The sequence below is a fragment of the Paraburkholderia kirstenboschensis genome, assembly GCF_032806925.1.
Lineage (GTDB): Bacteria > Pseudomonadota > Gammaproteobacteria > Burkholderiales > Burkholderiaceae > Paraburkholderia > Paraburkholderia kirstenboschensis.
Genome location: NZ_CP136512.1, coordinates 920083 through 935661, shown reverse-complemented (window position 1 = coordinate 935661; position 15579 = coordinate 920083). Strand labels below are relative to the sequence as shown.

General features: G+C 59.5%; 18 protein-coding genes. 7 read left to right on the top strand and 11 right to left on the bottom strand.

Translation table 11 applies throughout. The features are described 5' to 3' along the window. Positions 1-126: 126 nt before the first annotated feature. Entirely contained in the window at positions 127-1428 is a 1302-nt protein-coding gene (locus tag RW095_RS12890; RefSeq protein WP_317019381.1) for an IS5 family transposase, read from the top strand. 781 nt (positions 1429-2209) lie between these two features. Here the strand turns inward: RW095_RS12890 and RW095_RS12885 are convergent. The 3 genes from RW095_RS12885 to RW095_RS12875 all read right to left on the bottom strand — a co-directional run bounded on the left by RW095_RS12885 (position 2210) and on the right by RW095_RS12875 (position 3871). Continuing rightward, entirely contained in the window at positions 2210-2434 is a 225-nt protein-coding gene (locus tag RW095_RS12885) for a hypothetical protein (RefSeq protein ID WP_128586615.1), read from the bottom strand. 290 nt (positions 2435-2724) lie between these two features. Then, positions 2725-2928, bottom strand: a complete 204-nt coding sequence (locus RW095_RS12880; protein WP_006047703.1) for a cold-shock protein — start codon at positions 2926-2928, stop codon at positions 2725-2727. Positions 2929-3235: 307 nt separating this feature from the next. Further along, complete coding sequence (locus RW095_RS12875) at positions 3236-3871, bottom strand: LysE family translocator (protein ID WP_317019380.1); 636 nt, start codon at positions 3869-3871, stop codon at positions 3236-3238. Positions 3872-4061: 190 nt separating this feature from the next. Here RW095_RS12875 and RW095_RS12870 point away from each other — a divergent pair, with 190 nt between their 5' ends. Then, the gene (locus RW095_RS12870; RefSeq protein ID WP_317019837.1) at positions 4062-4226 is read left to right on the top strand and encodes a hypothetical protein; all 165 of its coding nucleotides are present in this window, start codon (positions 4062-4064) and stop codon (positions 4224-4226) included. 181 nt (positions 4227-4407) lie between these two features. Here RW095_RS12870 and pcaG read toward each other — a convergent pair whose 3' ends face one another. Both pcaG and pcaH read right to left on the bottom strand, forming a co-directional pair. Next, a complete protein-coding gene (gene pcaG, locus RW095_RS12865) occupies positions 4408-4995 on the bottom strand; it encodes a protocatechuate 3,4-dioxygenase subunit alpha (RefSeq protein WP_317019379.1) in 588 nt (195 codons plus the stop codon). Between the two features lie 3 nt (positions 4996-4998). Then, positions 4999-5703: a protocatechuate 3,4-dioxygenase subunit beta gene (gene pcaH / locus RW095_RS12860; RefSeq protein ID WP_317019378.1), complete on the bottom strand. Its 705-nt coding sequence runs from the start codon at positions 5701-5703 to the stop codon at positions 4999-5001. A 106-nt stretch (positions 5704-5809) separates the two neighbouring features. Here pcaH and pcaQ point away from each other — a divergent pair, with 106 nt between their 5' ends. Next, complete coding sequence (gene pcaQ, locus RW095_RS12855; RefSeq protein ID WP_317019377.1) at positions 5810-6808, top strand: pca operon transcription factor PcaQ; 999 nt, start codon at positions 5810-5812, stop codon at positions 6806-6808. Positions 6809-7063: 255 nt separating this feature from the next. Next, on the top strand, positions 7064-8197 hold the full coding sequence (locus tag RW095_RS12850; protein WP_317019376.1) for a 4-hydroxyphenylpyruvate dioxygenase family protein: 1134 nt from the start codon (positions 7064-7066) through the stop codon (positions 8195-8197). A gap of 2 nt (positions 8198-8199) precedes the next feature. Here the strand turns inward: RW095_RS12850 and RW095_RS12845 are convergent, their stop codons facing one another. Together RW095_RS12845 and RW095_RS12840 are read right to left on the bottom strand one after the other, a co-directional pair. Further along, positions 8200-8844: a helix-turn-helix domain-containing protein gene (locus tag RW095_RS12845; RefSeq protein WP_317019375.1), complete on the bottom strand. Its 645-nt coding sequence runs from the start codon at positions 8842-8844 to the stop codon at positions 8200-8202. Further along, entirely contained in the window at positions 8816-9127 is a 312-nt protein-coding gene (locus tag RW095_RS12840) for a hypothetical protein (protein ID WP_317019374.1), read from the bottom strand. The genes RW095_RS12845 and RW095_RS12840 overlap by 29 nt, the downstream gene beginning before the upstream one ends. Positions 9128-9276: 149 nt before the next feature. Between RW095_RS12840 and RW095_RS12835 the strand changes: the two genes are divergently transcribed. The 3 genes from RW095_RS12835 to RW095_RS12825 all read left to right on the top strand — a co-directional run bounded on the left by RW095_RS12835 (position 9277) and on the right by RW095_RS12825 (position 12179). Then, complete coding sequence (locus RW095_RS12835) at positions 9277-9672, top strand: hypothetical protein (RefSeq protein WP_317019373.1); 396 nt, start codon at positions 9277-9279, stop codon at positions 9670-9672. 159 nt (positions 9673-9831) lie between these two features. Continuing rightward, a complete protein-coding gene (locus tag RW095_RS12830) occupies positions 9832-10089 on the top strand; it encodes a hypothetical protein (protein WP_317019372.1) in 258 nt (85 codons plus the stop codon). A 377-nt stretch (positions 10090-10466) separates the two neighbouring features. Then, positions 10467-12179 carry a PQQ-binding-like beta-propeller repeat protein gene (locus RW095_RS12825; RefSeq protein ID WP_317019371.1) on the top strand — a complete coding sequence of 571 codons (1713 nt, stop codon included), beginning with the start codon at positions 10467-10469 and terminating at the stop codon, positions 12177-12179. 42 nt (positions 12180-12221) lie between these two features. On the opposite strand, the gene RW095_RS12820 is transcribed toward RW095_RS12825, so the two are convergent. The 4 genes from RW095_RS12820 to RW095_RS12805 all read right to left on the bottom strand — a co-directional run bounded on the left by RW095_RS12820 (position 12222) and on the right by RW095_RS12805 (position 15539). Further along, on the bottom strand, positions 12222-12602 hold the full coding sequence (locus tag RW095_RS12820; protein WP_317019370.1) for a hypothetical protein: 381 nt from the start codon (positions 12600-12602) through the stop codon (positions 12222-12224). A gap of 128 nt (positions 12603-12730) precedes the next feature. Next, positions 12731-13024: a DUF4148 domain-containing protein gene (locus tag RW095_RS12815; protein ID WP_317019369.1), complete on the bottom strand. Its 294-nt coding sequence runs from the start codon at positions 13022-13024 to the stop codon at positions 12731-12733. A gap of 174 nt (positions 13025-13198) precedes the next feature. Then, positions 13199-14281: an aldose epimerase family protein gene (locus tag RW095_RS12810; RefSeq protein ID WP_317019368.1), complete on the bottom strand. Its 1083-nt coding sequence runs from the start codon at positions 14279-14281 to the stop codon at positions 13199-13201. A 34-nt stretch (positions 14282-14315) separates the two neighbouring features. Then, positions 14316-15539: a XylR family transcriptional regulator gene (locus RW095_RS12805; RefSeq protein ID WP_317019367.1), complete on the bottom strand. Its 1224-nt coding sequence runs from the start codon at positions 15537-15539 to the stop codon at positions 14316-14318. Positions 15540-15579: the final 40 nt, after the last annotated feature.

The window sequence follows — 15579 nt, the reverse complement described above, 5'->3', positions numbered from 1 at the left end:
ATTAGTCGAACCTGAACAATCCGGAAGTCCTTGTGTGGTGAGGCTTTACGGCCGAAATGGTGTTGTGGGAATTGCAGGGACCTGGCATATTGGTACGGGAATCCTGCAATTTCTGACGAGGTGCGGATGGGTCCCAAGACACCTGTGACGGAAGGAGATTTCTTCCGGCAACCGCTGCGTGAACAGATCAACCTGAAGCATCCGCTGGTACGCCTGACGGACCTGATCAACTGGGAACGGCTGGGCGCGTCGATGAGCGAGAGCTTCGTGTCCGGCAAGGGCCGCCCGGCAACATCACCGCGCCTGATTGCGGGTCTGCTCTACCTGCAACATGCCTTCGACCTGTCTGACGAAGAGGTTGTGTGGCAATGGGTTGAGAACCCGTTCACGGGCGAGACTTACCTGCAGACGCAGCCACCAATCGACCCATCGAGCCTGACGCGCTGGCGCAAGCGGCTGGGTGAAGCCGGCGTTGAAGAGTTGCTGGCAGAGACGATTGAAGCAGCGAAGCGCGCCGGCGTGATCAAGGCCTCGAGCGTAAAACGCGTAATCGTCGACACGACGGTCATGGAGAAGGCGATTGCGTATCCGACCGATTCACGCCTGCTCGAACGATGTCGCGAACACCTGGTGAAGGCCGCTGCGAGACACGGCCTGAAGCTGCGGCAGAACTACAATCGCGAGGCGCCACGGCTGGCAAGCCAGATCAGTCGTTACGCGCATGCGAAGCAATACAAGCGGATGAGAAAGACACTGCGCACGTTGCGCTCGCGTGTGGGTCGGATGATGCGCGACGTCGAGCGGCAAGTCGACGCGGTGGCCGATTGCAGCCGCGCGGCATTGCAGGAACTGATTGGCCGCACGAAGCGGATTCTGTCGCAGAAGCTGAAGGACAAGAACAAGCTGTATGCGCTGCACGCGCCGGAAGTCGAGTGTCTGGCCAAGGGCAAGGCGCGCATACCGTACGAATTCGGCGTGAAAGTGTCGATCACGACGACTCACAAGGAAGGGCTCGTGGTGGGGATGCGTTCAATGCCGGGCAACCCATACGACGGCCACACGCTGGCTGAGGCGCTGGAGCAGGCCGCGAACACCGACGTTACGCCAGAGGTCGCCATCGTGGACCGTGGTTACAAGGGCGTTGCGCTTGATGGCGTGAAGATCTACCACCCCGGCCTGCGGCGCGGCATCACATGCGGACTACGCGCGATGATCAAACGGCGAAGTGCGATCGAGCCTGCCATCGGTCACATGAAGAGCGATGCCAAGCTCGGGCGCAACGGGTTGAAGGGTGCGCTGGGCGATGCACTGCACGCCGTGCTGTGCGGCGCTGGCCACAACCTGCGGATGATCCTCAGGAAGCTACGGCTTCTTTATGCCTTCGTTCTTGCTGTTTTGTTCAGAATGGCCACCGACGCGATGGTGTGACCGCCGGAACTCAAGACGAATTGTTCAGGGCCGACTCATTATAGTGTCTGGCATGCGGACCGTTGCTTCCGCAATATGATTGTTGAACTCTCGATATGCCCGCGCAGAATCGCGCACCGATTTAAACGGCAGCAAAAGAAAAATCTTTGGTGTTATTTGAAGAAGTATCTTTCGAGTTCGGCTTTGAATGCATTGCGCATAAAGCGATCGCCAAACGGACTCGTTGTTCGAAAGATAAGCGACTCGTGGCGTGCGCCAATTCAGTTTGTTTTTCGACGGAAATGAATGCCTAAACTTCAGGCATTGATTCGTCATTGAGGCGTGGTGAATGCAATTGTCCGCGCAAGCACTGCGAAGCTATTGGGCGTCGCGAGGCGGTATACCTGATATCAGGCGTTGTTGGAAGCGAAACTATTTCTGCGTCGGCTCTTGCCGCATTGCAGGGTGCCGTTATGTCATGGGTGATTGGCCAGGGACAGGCGGCACGTTTGCGATGTCCCCTTTAGGGTGGTTGAGCTGCCGTCGGTGGTTATTCGACGTCGAGCCAAATAACGCCGGGCATGTGGTGCAAGTCGCGACGGGGAAGCGATCTGATCGACCGCTCGAAGGAGGGGCTGCTTGTGCTGAAACGAATATCAGCAGTCGCCGTCATCGCAATGGCGCCGTTAGCGCTTTGCTTCGACGCGTCGAACGGAACAGTGATGACGGCTTGAGAGTTTGCCTGAACTAGATATTCGCCAGGCGCAGGCATGCACGCTGTTTCGCAGCGCTTATTGTCGCGTCAACCGCGTGTATCGACCCACTCGTGCGCCCAACGCGCGGAATGCTGCAATGCCTGTTCTTCGTCGGTGAAGTAGTCGAGCGAATAGAACTGGTAAAGCCCTTCAGTGCGTGCGCTGTCGGCGCGCTCAAGCAAAAGGTTGGACGAGAATGTACCGTCGGGCAAACGATGCGCCGAAGGTTTGATGGCGTAGCCATTGTAAAGGTGAATTTGTTGGTTTTGCATTTATATTTTAATAATGTACGAGTGCGCGCCTGCCGTGCGAACTTCTATTCAGTCGCGCGGACGAGTCGATTCAAAGCCATTGCGAGCCGAATCAGAACGCAGTCGGAAAGCTAAAAAGGGCGTTAAAGCCGAGGGGAGAATGAGGTGCAACGAGGCGATTGGCGCTTGAGCGAGCTGCCTGATACATGCAACTCAAAAGCGATTGTGCGCCAACTGTGGGAGACAAAGCTCCGCGAGGATGTCGCTGCAGCCCGATGTCCGTTGCCGGACACCGAGCCCTTCAAACTAGCTTACAGCGGCGTGATGTTGGCCGCTTGCAGACCCTTCGGGCCTTGCTTCGTTTCGAAGCTCACCTTCTGATTTTCAGCGAGCGTCTTGAAGCCGTTGCCGCTGATTTCGGAGAAGTGCGCGAACAGGTCGTCGCCGCCCTTGTCCGGGGTGATGAAGCCAAAGCCTTTGCTGTCGTTGAACCACTTAACGGTACCGGTATCCATGAAGAATCCTTGAGGAAAGAAATTGAAAATGTGCTCTGTGAAGGAGCGTTAGAAGCGTCAAGGAGGGAGAGGACAACGAATACCGCTGAGAGAGCGAGACATTGATGAACAGCAATCGAACTTCTTGAACTTCGGGTGCCACAGTAACCGCTCAGGCACAGCAGCGTCAACAGTTAACTTGTAACTGTCCTGTCGGGCGGTTCCACTCAGCGGGGCAAAGGCGCCGCAATGCGGCCCCGTTAGCGGCTTGCCCGTTTCTTCACCTGGCCGCCGCGACCACGGGAAAGCCGCTCGCGCGAGGGTGGGTTTAGATGCCGACCTTGTGCGCGGTCACAATCAGACGCAAGCCAAGCGCGGCTACTGCGCTTGCAGCGACACGATCGATCCATCCTTTCCATTGCAGATAAATTTCGCGCGGACGCTTGCTCGAAAAGCACAGCGCGACGACCGTGTACCAGCCCGCTTCGATGGCGAAGATCGCGGGCGGCAATGCGAAGTAGCACCACAGCGGCGGATGTTGCGGCAAGAGCGCCGCGAAGATGCTGCCGTAATAGACCGCCGTCTTGGGATTGCTCAGTTGAGTGCTAAGGCCGATCCAGAAGGACTTGCGCGGATTGGTGGTGACGGTTTGCGTGGCGTCGAACGCGAGCGGTTTGGCGGCACCGCGCCAGATCTTCGAGGCCAGATAAATCAGGTAAAGCCCGCCGGCTACTTTGAGCCCGATGTAAAGCCATTCGACGGTAGCGAGCAGCGTATATAGGCCGAGCAGTGCAATGCCGCTAAAGAAGACTCCGCCGATTCCCATGCCGAGCGCCGTCGCAAGACCGTCGCCGCGAGACAGACCGATCGCATTGCGTGCGACGATGACAAAGCTCGGTCCCGGACTCATTGCGCCTAATAACAGCGCAGCGAGAATAGTGAGGATGGCGGTTGATGCTGGCATGGTTGTGTCTCCGGTCGATTGCATATGAATAGAGCGTGTCGTCCAAACATAGCATGAGAGCCCTGGCTCTCGTCGGCATTATTTGATCGCTCGGACGTGGATGATACCCAGCCGCCTTTAATCGTGTGAGCGGTGTTTTTATAATGAATGAACTCACACGGTGCTCGCCGAAAAGCAGGCCGATCGCCTCATGCCAATTGCTTCGATATCCAAACTAATGACAACCATCGTGTCGCTCGATTCAAGGCGCGCGTTGAATGCGCCGCTCGACGTCACCGTTGGGATGGGGACTTCGACAAATGCACCGGCTCACGGCTTAGTGTCGGTTCCGTGCTGCCGCGCCATGACATGCTGACCTGATGACGATTCGCCGCTGGCTGCGTTGCTCATTGCACTGACTAATGCTCGTACTTTTCATCAAGCGCAAAAAAAGCCCGCGCAAGGCGGGCTCAACTACTCGGAGTTTCGCGATCCAGTCGCTAGACGGATCGCTTTTAGTGTAGGTGAAAGCTTTATGAAAGTGTAGGAAATTCGCGTTACAGGTCGAAAAAAACCGTTTCCTTGTCGCCTTGCATATAGATGTCGAAGCGATACACGTTGGCCGTGTTCGGCTCGCGGCGCGCGATCAGGGTTTCGCGCCGGTCCGCCGGAATTGCCGCCAGCACGGGGTCGCGCTCGTTGGCTTGCGCTTCGTCCTCGAAATAAATGCGAGTGAACGTGTGAAGCAGCATGCCGCGCATCGTCACGATCACATTCAGATGGGGCGCCTCGTCCGGGCTCACGCGGCCCGGTTTCACCGTCTCGACGACAAAGCGCTTCTGCGGGTCCGTGCCCGTGCCGACGCGCGCAAAGCCGCGAAAGCCGGTCTTGAGAATTTCTTCGCGCGACTCCGGATAGTGGCCATCGGCATCGACCTGCGACACTTCGAGCATGGCATCGCCGATCACGTTGCCGTCGCCATCGAACACCTGGCCCACGATCGTGATGTGCTCGCCTGCCGCTTCGCGGTCGGCGACCACCGGCGTGAACAAGCTCTTGAAGTCGAAATCGTACTGCTGCGGGCACAGGCCGTACGCGAAATACGGTCCAACCGTCTGCGAGGGCGTTTGTTTGAGAGTGGTCATGGCTTAGCGCTCCATCGGAGTTTCGTTGCGGCCGCGCAGCACGATGTCGAAGTCGTAGCCGAGCGCGTAGGCCTCTTGCGTGGTATCGAGCGAAAAGTTCGCAATCAGACGATCACGCGCTTGCTCAGGCGTGCCCTGGAAAATCGGATCGAACGCCAGCAGCGGGTCGCCGGGGAAATACATCTGCGTGACGAGGCGCGAACCGAAATGCTCGCCAAACAACGAGAAGTGGATGTGATTCGGACGCCACGCGTTCGGATGATTGCCCCACGGATATGCGCCCGGCTTGATCGTCAGGAAACGATAGCGGCCTCCGTTGTCCGTGATGCAGCGACCCGCGCCCAGGAAGTTCGGATCGAGCGGCGCGTCGTGCTGATCCAGTTTATGCACGTAGCGGCCAGCCGCATTCGCCTGCCAGATTTCCACGAGCGTATTGCGCACCGGACGACCACCCTCGTCGAGCACACGCCCCGTCACGATGATGCGTTCGCCGAGCGGTTCGCCGTTGCGAACCGCGTTGCGCGTGAGGTCGTTGTCGAGCTCGCCGAGGTCTTCGGTGCCATAGACGGGCACGCGCTGATCGCGGAGCTTCTCCTTCAGCGGAATCAGCGGACGTGTCGGGCCGCGTTTAACCGAGGAACCGTAGCCGGGATAGATGTATCCGGGATGCGACGCGAAATCACGTGCGCTGAGAAAGGAATCGTCCATTAGTGTCTCCTTCGGGATTTGTGGGATAGGGCTTATGAACGGACTGTATCCAAACTGGACGGTTATGAAAAATGACGTTTTGGCGTTTTTCATATAACCTGACGTTATGCAACGCAGCCTCGCGGACAGTCGCGTCAAATTCCGTCATCTCCAGTGCTTTCTGGCCGTAGCCCAGTTCGGGAGCGTCCAGCGGGCCGCTGACAGCCTGTCGATCACCCAGCCGGCCGTCTCGAAGACGGTCGCGGAACTCGAAACCATTCTGGGCGTAAAACTCTTTGAGCGCGGCCGTCACGGAGCGGTGCCGACGCGGGAGGGCCAACTCTTCATGCCCCACGCCAGCGCCTGCGTCAGTGCGTTGCGGCAGGGCGTCGATCTGCTCGCGCGCGCCGAAGGTGCGGCCGCTGCCACGCTTGAAGTCGGAATTCTGCCGACCGTCGCGGCGGCGCTGATACCGCCCGCGCTCAAGCGTTTCGCGTCTCTCTGGCCGCGCGTGATCGTGCGCCTCGCGACCGGCGCAAATCCCGAATTGCTCGAGCGCCTGAAAGCGGGCACGATCGAATTTGCCGTCGGGCGGCTGGCCGATCCCGAACGAATGGTGGGGCTCAGCTTCGAGCAGTTATTCAGCGAACCGCTGATTGCGGTCGTGCGCGCAGGACATCCGCTCGATTCAGCGCCCGGTTTGCCGTCGGCCGCATTGCAGGATTTTCCCGTCGTGTTGCCGCCGTTTGGAACGCTGATCCGCCAGTCGGCGGAAAGTTTGCTGAGCGCTTGGGGTGTACCGCCGCTGTCGGCATTCGTGGAAGTGTTGTCGGTCTCGACCGGCCGCGCGCTGACGCTCGACAATGACGCCGTGTGGTTCGTGCCGCTCAGCGCGGTGGAATACGAATTGGCGCACGGCATGCTTGTGCGTCTGCCGTTGCCGTTCGCGGGCACCGGCGAGCCGGTTGGCTTGATCCGACGCTCGGACACGCAGCCGTCAGCGGTTGGAAGGGCTTTTATCGACGCCGTGCGAGAAGTTGCGCAGTTGCGAATGGCGGCAAGCGCGAGCAAGCCAGCGAGCAACGCGGCGCGCAAGCGTGCGCGCCGCCCGACGCCGACGACTTGATGCGCAAGGCGCAACGAACGGTGCGGCGCGATTAGCTGTGCGCGCGGGCCGGTTGCGGCTCTAGTGAACCAGTCAGTACAAAATGAAGTTGCGAACGTCACGTGAGCCGGTGTACAAACACGGTGCAAAAGCCGTCGCCGACCGCGCAATGCTGCGGCACACCACGCAGGTGGTGGCGCGTTGCCAGTTGAGACGGGTTGCACCGACATCGGAAACACTGGAAACAGCGTCGTAAGACAGTACAAGGAGATTGCCATGCGCAGCGACTTGCCCACTCCAGACGCCGCGCTTCGCGCCGTGTCGGCGCCTGAGCACAATCCGCTCGGCACGGCCGGCCTGGAATTCGTGGAGTTTGCCTCGCGCGATCCGCAGGCGCTGGGCGAGACGTTCACCAAACTCGGCTTCAAGGCAATTGCGCGCCACATCAGCAAAGACGTCACGCTGTTCCGGCAGGGCGAGATGAATTTCCTCATCAACGCGGAGCCGGATTCGTTTGCTGCGCGCTACGCCGAAGAGTACGGCGCGGGCATTTGCGCAATCGGCATTCGCGTGGCCGACGCGCAGCGCGCTTTCGACCGCGCGATCGAGCTTGGCGCGTGGGCTTTCGAAGGCGAGAGGATCGGCGCTGGCGAGTTGCTGATTCCCGCGATTCAGGGCATTGGCGATTCGCATATCTACTTTGTCGACCGTTGGCGCGGACGCGGCGGGCAACGCGGCGGCCTTGGCGATATCTCGATCTTCGACATCGACTTCCGTCCGATCCAGATCGACACTGCGCACGCCGACCTGAGCCATGCGGGCACGGGCCTCGTCGCTGTGGATCATCTGACACAAACGGTCGGCGAGGGTCGCATGCAGGAATGGCTCGACTTTTACCGCGACCTGCTCAACTTCCGCGAAATTCATGAGCTGCACGCGAACTGGCATGTGTCGGCCGAATCGCGCGTGATGGTGTCGCCGTGCGGCGCAATCCGCATCCCTTTGTATGAAGAGGGCACGCGCCGGACCGATCTGATGCACGAGTATTTGCCGGATCATCCGGGCGAGGGCGTGCAGCACCTCGCGCTTGCGACAGACGATATTTTCGGGTGCGTCGAGCAGTTGCTCGCAAACGGCGTGGAATTCGTCGAGCCGCCTCCGCGCTACTACGAGCAGCTGGACGCGCGGTTACCGGGACATGGCCTCGACGTGGAGCGGCTTAAGCGCACGCATGTTCTCGTGGATGGCGAGATCGGCCCGGATGGCGTGCCGCTGCTGTTTTTCCAGACTTTCGTGCGTCGCGGTGCCGGCGAGATTTTCTTCGAGATCGTGCAACGCCAAGGACATCATGGATTCGGCGAGGGCAACCTCAGCGCGCTCGCGCGGGCGCGCGAGCAAGTCGGCGCCTGAGCTCAGATTTCGCGCTGCTTCTTCGGCGATTCGTTGACGCCTGGTGGTTGCGGAATGTCGGCGCTGGTCGCCATCCATAATACTTCGGCATCCTCTTCACTTGTCGAGACCGCGGCGTGGCCGGTGCGGCTGTCGAAGTACAGGCTGTCGCCGGCGTTCAGATGTGTCGGCGCATACAACTCGGAGTGAAGGCACACGCTGCCGCTGATTACATACAAAAACTCCTCGCCTTCATGGCGGCCCCAGTCGTCGAACGCGTCCAGCGTGTGCGCCGAGATGCGGATGCGGAACGGCAGCATTGCTTTGTGCGCGAGGTCGGTCGCGAGCAACTCCATCTGATAGCCGCGATACGCGTGACGCTGCCCTTCGCCTTTGCGCGTTAGCGCGCGACGTCCGCTTGCGCTGACTTTGGGCATCGAGCCGAACAACTCGCCGATTTCGATCTTCAACCCGAGGACGATTTTCTGCAGGACGTCGAAAGTGGGAGACATCAGGCCGTTTTCCACTTTCGATAGAGTCGAGCGAGATACGCCGCAAAGGCGGCTCGCCGTTTCGAGCGTCAGATCCTGCGACTGACGGGCAGCGCGGACGCGACGGCCAAGATCGGTTGTCGAGGGTTCAGCGGGCTTGGTGATGTGGGTGTCCATGGGGCTTGCTGCTTTCGTTGCTGCTTGGAGCGGTGGTTTTCTGTTTCCGATAATAACATTTGGCGCGGCTCGTAAAGTTAGGGCCACGGCTGGCGAGTCGGCTGTCGAGAATGATCGACGGTTCTTCGGCTTTCTGATTGGAAACGGAGCGCGCTGGCGCGCGGCGTTTGATAGTTTCCTGCGCTCTGAGCAATTCTGCCGTTGCTGCCGAAAGACCATTTAAAATCTTTGGGGTGACATAAAACTGACTCGGCGAGATTTGATACGCCGTCGGCATATCCATTAACTTAGGTTAAAACAAGCGTCTGTCGATTGATTTATTGTCCCAACGTATTACGATGCTGAAACTAAAAGTAGCATCAAGAAGATAAACGGCCCATGTCGCAGAATCGGAAGAAACGCCAATCGGGGAATCAGGTACGCAGAAGGCCCTTGGGAAAAGCGCAGTTGTTGCCGCATACGGCTGCGTACGTGCGCGAACAGTCGCTCGGCTGGCATCTGGCATTGGCTGCTTTTAAAACAGGAAATGGTAACGGGCATTTGCTCGCCAAAATCGTCAAGGCGCTTTATCTCACCTGGTACCTTCAGGAGGCAGGTTTTGGTGCGGCGGAACGTGAGGTTTATCTCGACGCTGAACGTATTCTCGATGTCGCAGCTTCCTGCGCAAGTCGCGGTGTTTGGGTTATTGAAAGCGCCGATTGTCCGCCTATTATAAAAATTCTCGATTTACACGAACGTCAACTGCTGTGTGCGTCTGTGTTTGCTGTCGCTGAGGCGGAATCATGTGTTGTGCGGTTTGGCAAAACCGAGAAGCGGGCGCCCTGGTGATGCTGTCCTACGAATTGCGCAGTTCTTCACGACGATTCACGACTTCCGCGCGCTCCTCTTTGACGCAGGCGGTGCGTTCTGGCAAACGTGAAGCCAGTGGCTAGCCCTGGCGCACGGCTTGCTCACACAGTGCATGAACGCAAATGCACGGAGCGCGAGATGGCGAACAACGGGTCAGACGAAGTCGACGATCAAGGCAACGCTTCGAAGGCTACCGGAGCTTCAGGAGGCGGCTCATTCGGTAATCAGCGCGGCGCACCAGTCACTGGAGGCGCGCCCGAGAACGGAAAGAGAGGCGAGGGAGATGTCCACCCTGAGCCGGATGCCAGTCCGCGAGGCAATCGCGCCGGCGATGCAACCGAGGGGCAGGACAAGGAAGAGCACAAGGAAGAGGACAAGGGACAGGCGAAGCGTTGACGGCGATATGCCTGGCCACATAGGCGGTGAAGCTACTGCGCGGCTCGGCAACTGTCGTCCATATGACGGCTCCGGCGGCACGGAAGAAGTCGGGCTAATGGCAACTGCCGCGTACACCGCGCGGTCTCTAACGCCGGTGTTCGGACGTAATGCGTGCTGGAACCTCGAACGAGGATCAATGATGACAGACTTCAAAGCACCGCCGCGATTCGATTCCCGACGACGACCCCAGACGATTTTGACCAACACGAGTTGGCATTCTGACGAGTGGCCCGACGCAAGGCTCCGCTCTTTGCGAAGCAACGAAGGGTAGATCTGCACTAGAAAGTCGACGGTCATTGGGACTGGCAGTCTTCCCGATCGCCTGGGAGACGTCTATGAACCGCAACAAGTGCCTGCGCAAATGCGCGCTGTCCTGGCGCCGGGTAGTGTCGACCGGCCTGTTTGCCATCTTTTGTATTGCCTGTGGCGGCGGCTCGGGCAGCAATTCCAGCACAAGCAGTACGAACGGCGGAACCGGGTCCGGCGGAACGGGCGGCGGCGGGACCGGCTCTGGTGGATCGGGCTCCGGTGCGACATCCACTGCGAGCGACGTTCTGACGTATCACAACGACCTGGCCCGCACGGGACAGTACCTTGCAGAGACGACGCTGACGCCCGCCAACGTTAACGCGGCAGGATTCGGCAGGGTTGCCTTCCTCGCGGCAGACGGCAAGGTCGACGCTCAACCGCTCTACGTTAGCAATCTGCCCATAGGCGGCAATGCGCACAACGTCGTCTATGTCGTGACTGAGCACGCCAGCGTCTACGCATTCGACGCGGACACCAATACACAACTCTGGCAGCGCTCCCTGCTTGGCTCCGGCGAGACGACGAGCGACGATCGTCATTGTGGTCAGATCACACCGGAAATCGGCATCACGTCCACACCGGTTATCGACCGCACGCGCGGCACAACGGGCGTCCTGTACGCGGTTGCAATGAGCAAGGACGCGAGCGGAGGCATTCATCAGCGCCTGCATGCAATAGATCTGGTGACAGGAGCGGAGACGCTCGGCGGTCCTACCGAGATCGCGGCCACGTACCCAGGAACGGGCGCAAACAGCAGCAACGGTGTCACCGCTTTCGACCCCCAGCAATATGCGGAGCGTCAGGCGCTAACCCTCGTGAACGGGAATGTCTATCTTGCATGGACGTCGCACTGCGACCAGGGCACTTACGGCGGTTGGGTGATGGCCTACAGCGCGGATACGCTTTCGCAGACGAGCGCGCTGAACCTCACGCCGAACGGAAGTGAGGGCTCGGTCTGGATGAGCGGTGCGGGTATGGCATCCGACGGCGCATTCCTGTACCTGCTGGACGCGAACGGCACGTTCGACGCAACGCTGAATGCGCAGGGTTTTCCCATCGGAGGCGATTATGGGAACGCCTTCCTCAAGCTGTCGACGTCACCGAGGCTCGGCGTGGCCGACTATTTCGCGACTTTCGACACTGTCGCGCAATCGGCGAGGGACGCAGACCTAGGATCGGGAGGAGCGTTGGTACTACCGGACCAGGCAGATGCAAGCGGCACGACTCGGCATCTCGCCTTGGGAGCTGGCAAGGATTCGAAGATCTACGTGGTCAATCGCGATGCGATGGGCAAATTCAACACGAGCGCCAATCAGGTCTGGCAGGAGATCGACGGGCAACTGCCAGGAGGCGTTTTCGGCATGCCTGCTTACTACAACCACGTCGTCTATTTCGGCTCAGTGGGCGACAACCTCAAGGCGTTTCCCGTGACCTCGGCACTATTGGCAACGAGCCCCGCATCGCGCAGTCCCGGCACCTTCCCTTACCCCGGTGCGACGCCGAGCGTTTCGGCGAATGGCGCGTCGAATGCGATTGTTTGGGCCGCCGAGAATGGCGCCGTTGGCGCGTTGCATGCCTTCAACGCCGGCGATCTCAGCCAGGAACTCTACAACAGTAACCAGTCCGGTACGAGAGACACATTCGGAGCGGGAAACAAGTTCATTACGCCAATGATCGCGCACGGCCACGTGTACGTGGGCACAACCAGCGGCGTGGCGGTGTTCGGTTTGTTGAAGTAAGAAAGACACTTAAGCTCGCAGCGCCGCCAAGCGCAGCGAGCTTCAACTGCCAATCACCGTCTTTGCCCTTTTCTTCCTGACGCCCGGCTCGACTCCCACTCGCAAATCTCGCCTCTTAACCGCCTCGACAACAACACGAGCGACCTGCTCGAACTCTTCCTCCCGCTGCGACAAATAAAGCCATTTGCCGAGCACGGGATGCGGCGCGAGTTGCGCAAACTCGCGAGTGAGATCTGCGTGCCGATCACGCGACGTACACACCAGCAGTCCATTCCAAGGCTCCTCGCCGTCGCCGACCGCAAGGCATAGCAAGCCATCCACATAAGCCGCTTCGAAGCCGAATAAACGCTTCCTCATAAAGCCGGGATCGTCCTCGAAGGGCTCGAAGACCCACAGCAGAGAATTCTTAACGGATGAACCCATGACCGCTCCTGTTTGCGAGCGGTCATCTTAAGCGGAAGAGACTGAAGAGAGGGGAATCGCACAGTTCCAAAGGGCCCCGCGCGATAGCAACCGAGGCCGGTAACCGGCCATAGCGCAAAGCTCAACGCTCACTTAGCCGGCGCAGGAGTTCCTGCTTGCGACGAACCCGTAGCCGCAGAACCGTAGCCCGTGGTATCGCTTTGAGCGATGGCATTTTGTGTAGCAATGCGAGCCTCGGCCGCCTGAATGTCGGCAGGATAATTCGCATTCTCCGCAACCGCCGGGTTGTATCCCGCCTGCTCGATCTGCTTCAACTGAGCCTTTACTTCAGCGCGCGTGAGCGGCTGCGCCGACTGTGCAAACGAGGCAACTGGCGCGGCCAGAACGACAACTAGCGCGACTGTTTTGATAAGCGATTTCATGATGCTTCCCTCCGGGCATGATGTTCTTCGATGCCACAGCGGACGGTCGGGCACCATGCGTGGATTCTAGGAAGCGCGTACTCCTGGGAAAACCCCCAATACGGTAATTCACTCTTGCAGCAAATGATAAGTCGGCGTGCTGTAATCGACGGCGTAAAGAATGAAGGCAGTTCGTCAAACGCCGTGGCGCACTTCGACCTTATACGCGGTCACCTGCCGGTAGGTGTCTCCCGCTCGAACGATTACATCGCCCTGTTCCGTCGGCATGTTCACCTGATTCGGAAAACCGCCTGCTTCGAGACAAAGCCCTGCATGTGCCTGATAAGCAACTCCGCCGCGTCCCGCGTCTCCTTTCAACCAGTTACCGCTGTAAAACTGCAAGCCACGCTGATCGGTTGACACCGTCAATTCCCGGCCGCTGCCGGGATCGTAAAGACAGGCGACTTGGCGCATGCTGCCCGCCGCGTTGGCGCCGCCGGCCGAATCGCGCAGCACGTAGCAATGATCGAAGCCGCCCGCTTGCACGAGTTGTCCGTGCGGCCAGTCGAGGCGGGCGCCGATCGGCGCGCTCTGCCGGAAGTCGAATGCATTACCGGCTACATCCGCGAGCTTGCATGGAATCATCGCTGCATCGACTTCGAAGAACTGATCCGCGTCGATGGACAGCATGTGTCCGCGAATATCCGCGCCTGGGCGGCCGGTCAGATTGAAGTACGCATGACTTGTCAGGTTCAGCGGCGTCGCGGCGTCGGTAACGGCTTCGTATTCAATGGTCAACGTGCCGTCGTCATCGAGCGTATAGCGCACTTGCGTGGTCACGTTGCCTGGAAAGCCGGCGTCGCCTTCCGGCGAGTCGAGCCGCATGAGCAGCGATCCGTTGTCCTCGCTGACCTCCCATATCGCACGATGGAAACCCACGCTTCCCCCATGCAGCAGGTTTGCTCCCTCGTTGCGGTCGAGCGTGTACTCGATGCCATCGAGCGTAAAACGTGCGTCGGCAATGCGGTTCGCCCAGCGGCCGATCAGCCCGCCCATATAGGTCGTGGCCGCGACGTAATCGGCCGGCGTGTCATGCCCGAGCAGAATATCGCCGAGACGTCCGGTGCGATCCGGTGCATGCCACGAAACGAGCGTCGCGCCCAGGTCACTGATTGCGATCTTCATGCCGTGCGCGTTGCGCTGCGTGAAGAGCCGTACCGGATCGCCGCCATTAAGCGTGCCCCACGGCTCGGATGAAAGTTGTGCGATGCTGATCATGTCGTCGATAAAAATTTGAAAAGTAAAGGCATGCTCAGCCTGGCGTGGAAGCCTGAGTCGAGTTCACGCGATCCTGGTACTCGCGCGGCGTGCAACCGAGTTCACGCCGGAAAACCGCATACATGTATTGCAGCGACGTGAAGCCGCAACGTATCGCCACTTCCGCACTCGACGCATCGCGCTTCGCAAGCAGCGCCTTTGCGACATCGAGTTTATGGCGCAAGATTTCCTGATGCACGGTGCACTTGCGCTCGCGCCGAAAGTACTCTTCCAGCGACGAGCGAGACACGCCCACGTAATCGGCCACCTGTTCGGTGCGAATGCCCTGGCACGCGTACTGACGGATGAAATGCCGCGCGCGCATCACATAGGGACTCGCGAGCGGTTGGTGTCTTGTCGACTCGAGCACGTTGATGCCGACGGGCGGCACGAGAATGCGCCGCCCAGGAAAGCGCGCACCGCGCAGCATCTGATGCAGAAGGTGAGCCGCGGTGCGTCCCATTTCTTCCGTGCCCTGTATCACGGAGGAAAGCGGAATGCGTGTGAGCGTGCGCGTGAGCGGGTCGTTGTCGATGCCGATGATCGCGACTTCCTCCGGTACCGGAATGCCTGCGATCAAGCACGCTTGCAGCAAATGCCGGGCGCGTGCATCGGTCACGGCGATAATGCCGACCGGCTTCGGCAATTCGCGCAGCCACGCAGTCAGTTGTTCGGTCGCCTGGTTCCATGAAGGCGCGGTGGTAGACAGTCCGCGATAAATCTCGCCCTGGATCTGCCCGGCGCTGTGTCCATCCGCGCTGCGCAGATGAGCGAACGCAAGTTCGCGCTGCTGCGCCCAGCGGTTCTCTTGCGCTTGCGGCAAGCTATACAGCGCAAAGTGTTCGAGGCCCGCGCCGATCAGATGCGTATAAGCCAGTGAAACGAGTTTGCTGTTATCGGTTGCGATATAGGGTAAGTCCGGAGGGTACTGTGCCTGGTCTTCGAACGACGATCCCACCGCGACCACCGGCAATGGGCAGTCGCGCAATGCTTCACTCACGGCAGGGTCATCGAAATCGGCAATGATGCCGTCGCCGTCAAAGCGCTCGATACCCGTCAAACGACAGCGAAAATCTTCTTCCAGAAAGAGATCCCACGCCACGCGCGTGGAGAGCAGGTAGTTACCAATGCCGGTAATGATCTCGCGATCGTAGACCTTGTTCGCGTTGAACAGCAGCGCGATCCGATGGGTCGTCTGTCGTGTTTGCGGACGGGTCATGGCGTGCGTGGCATGCGGACAGTTAAACCCGCAAAGCCTT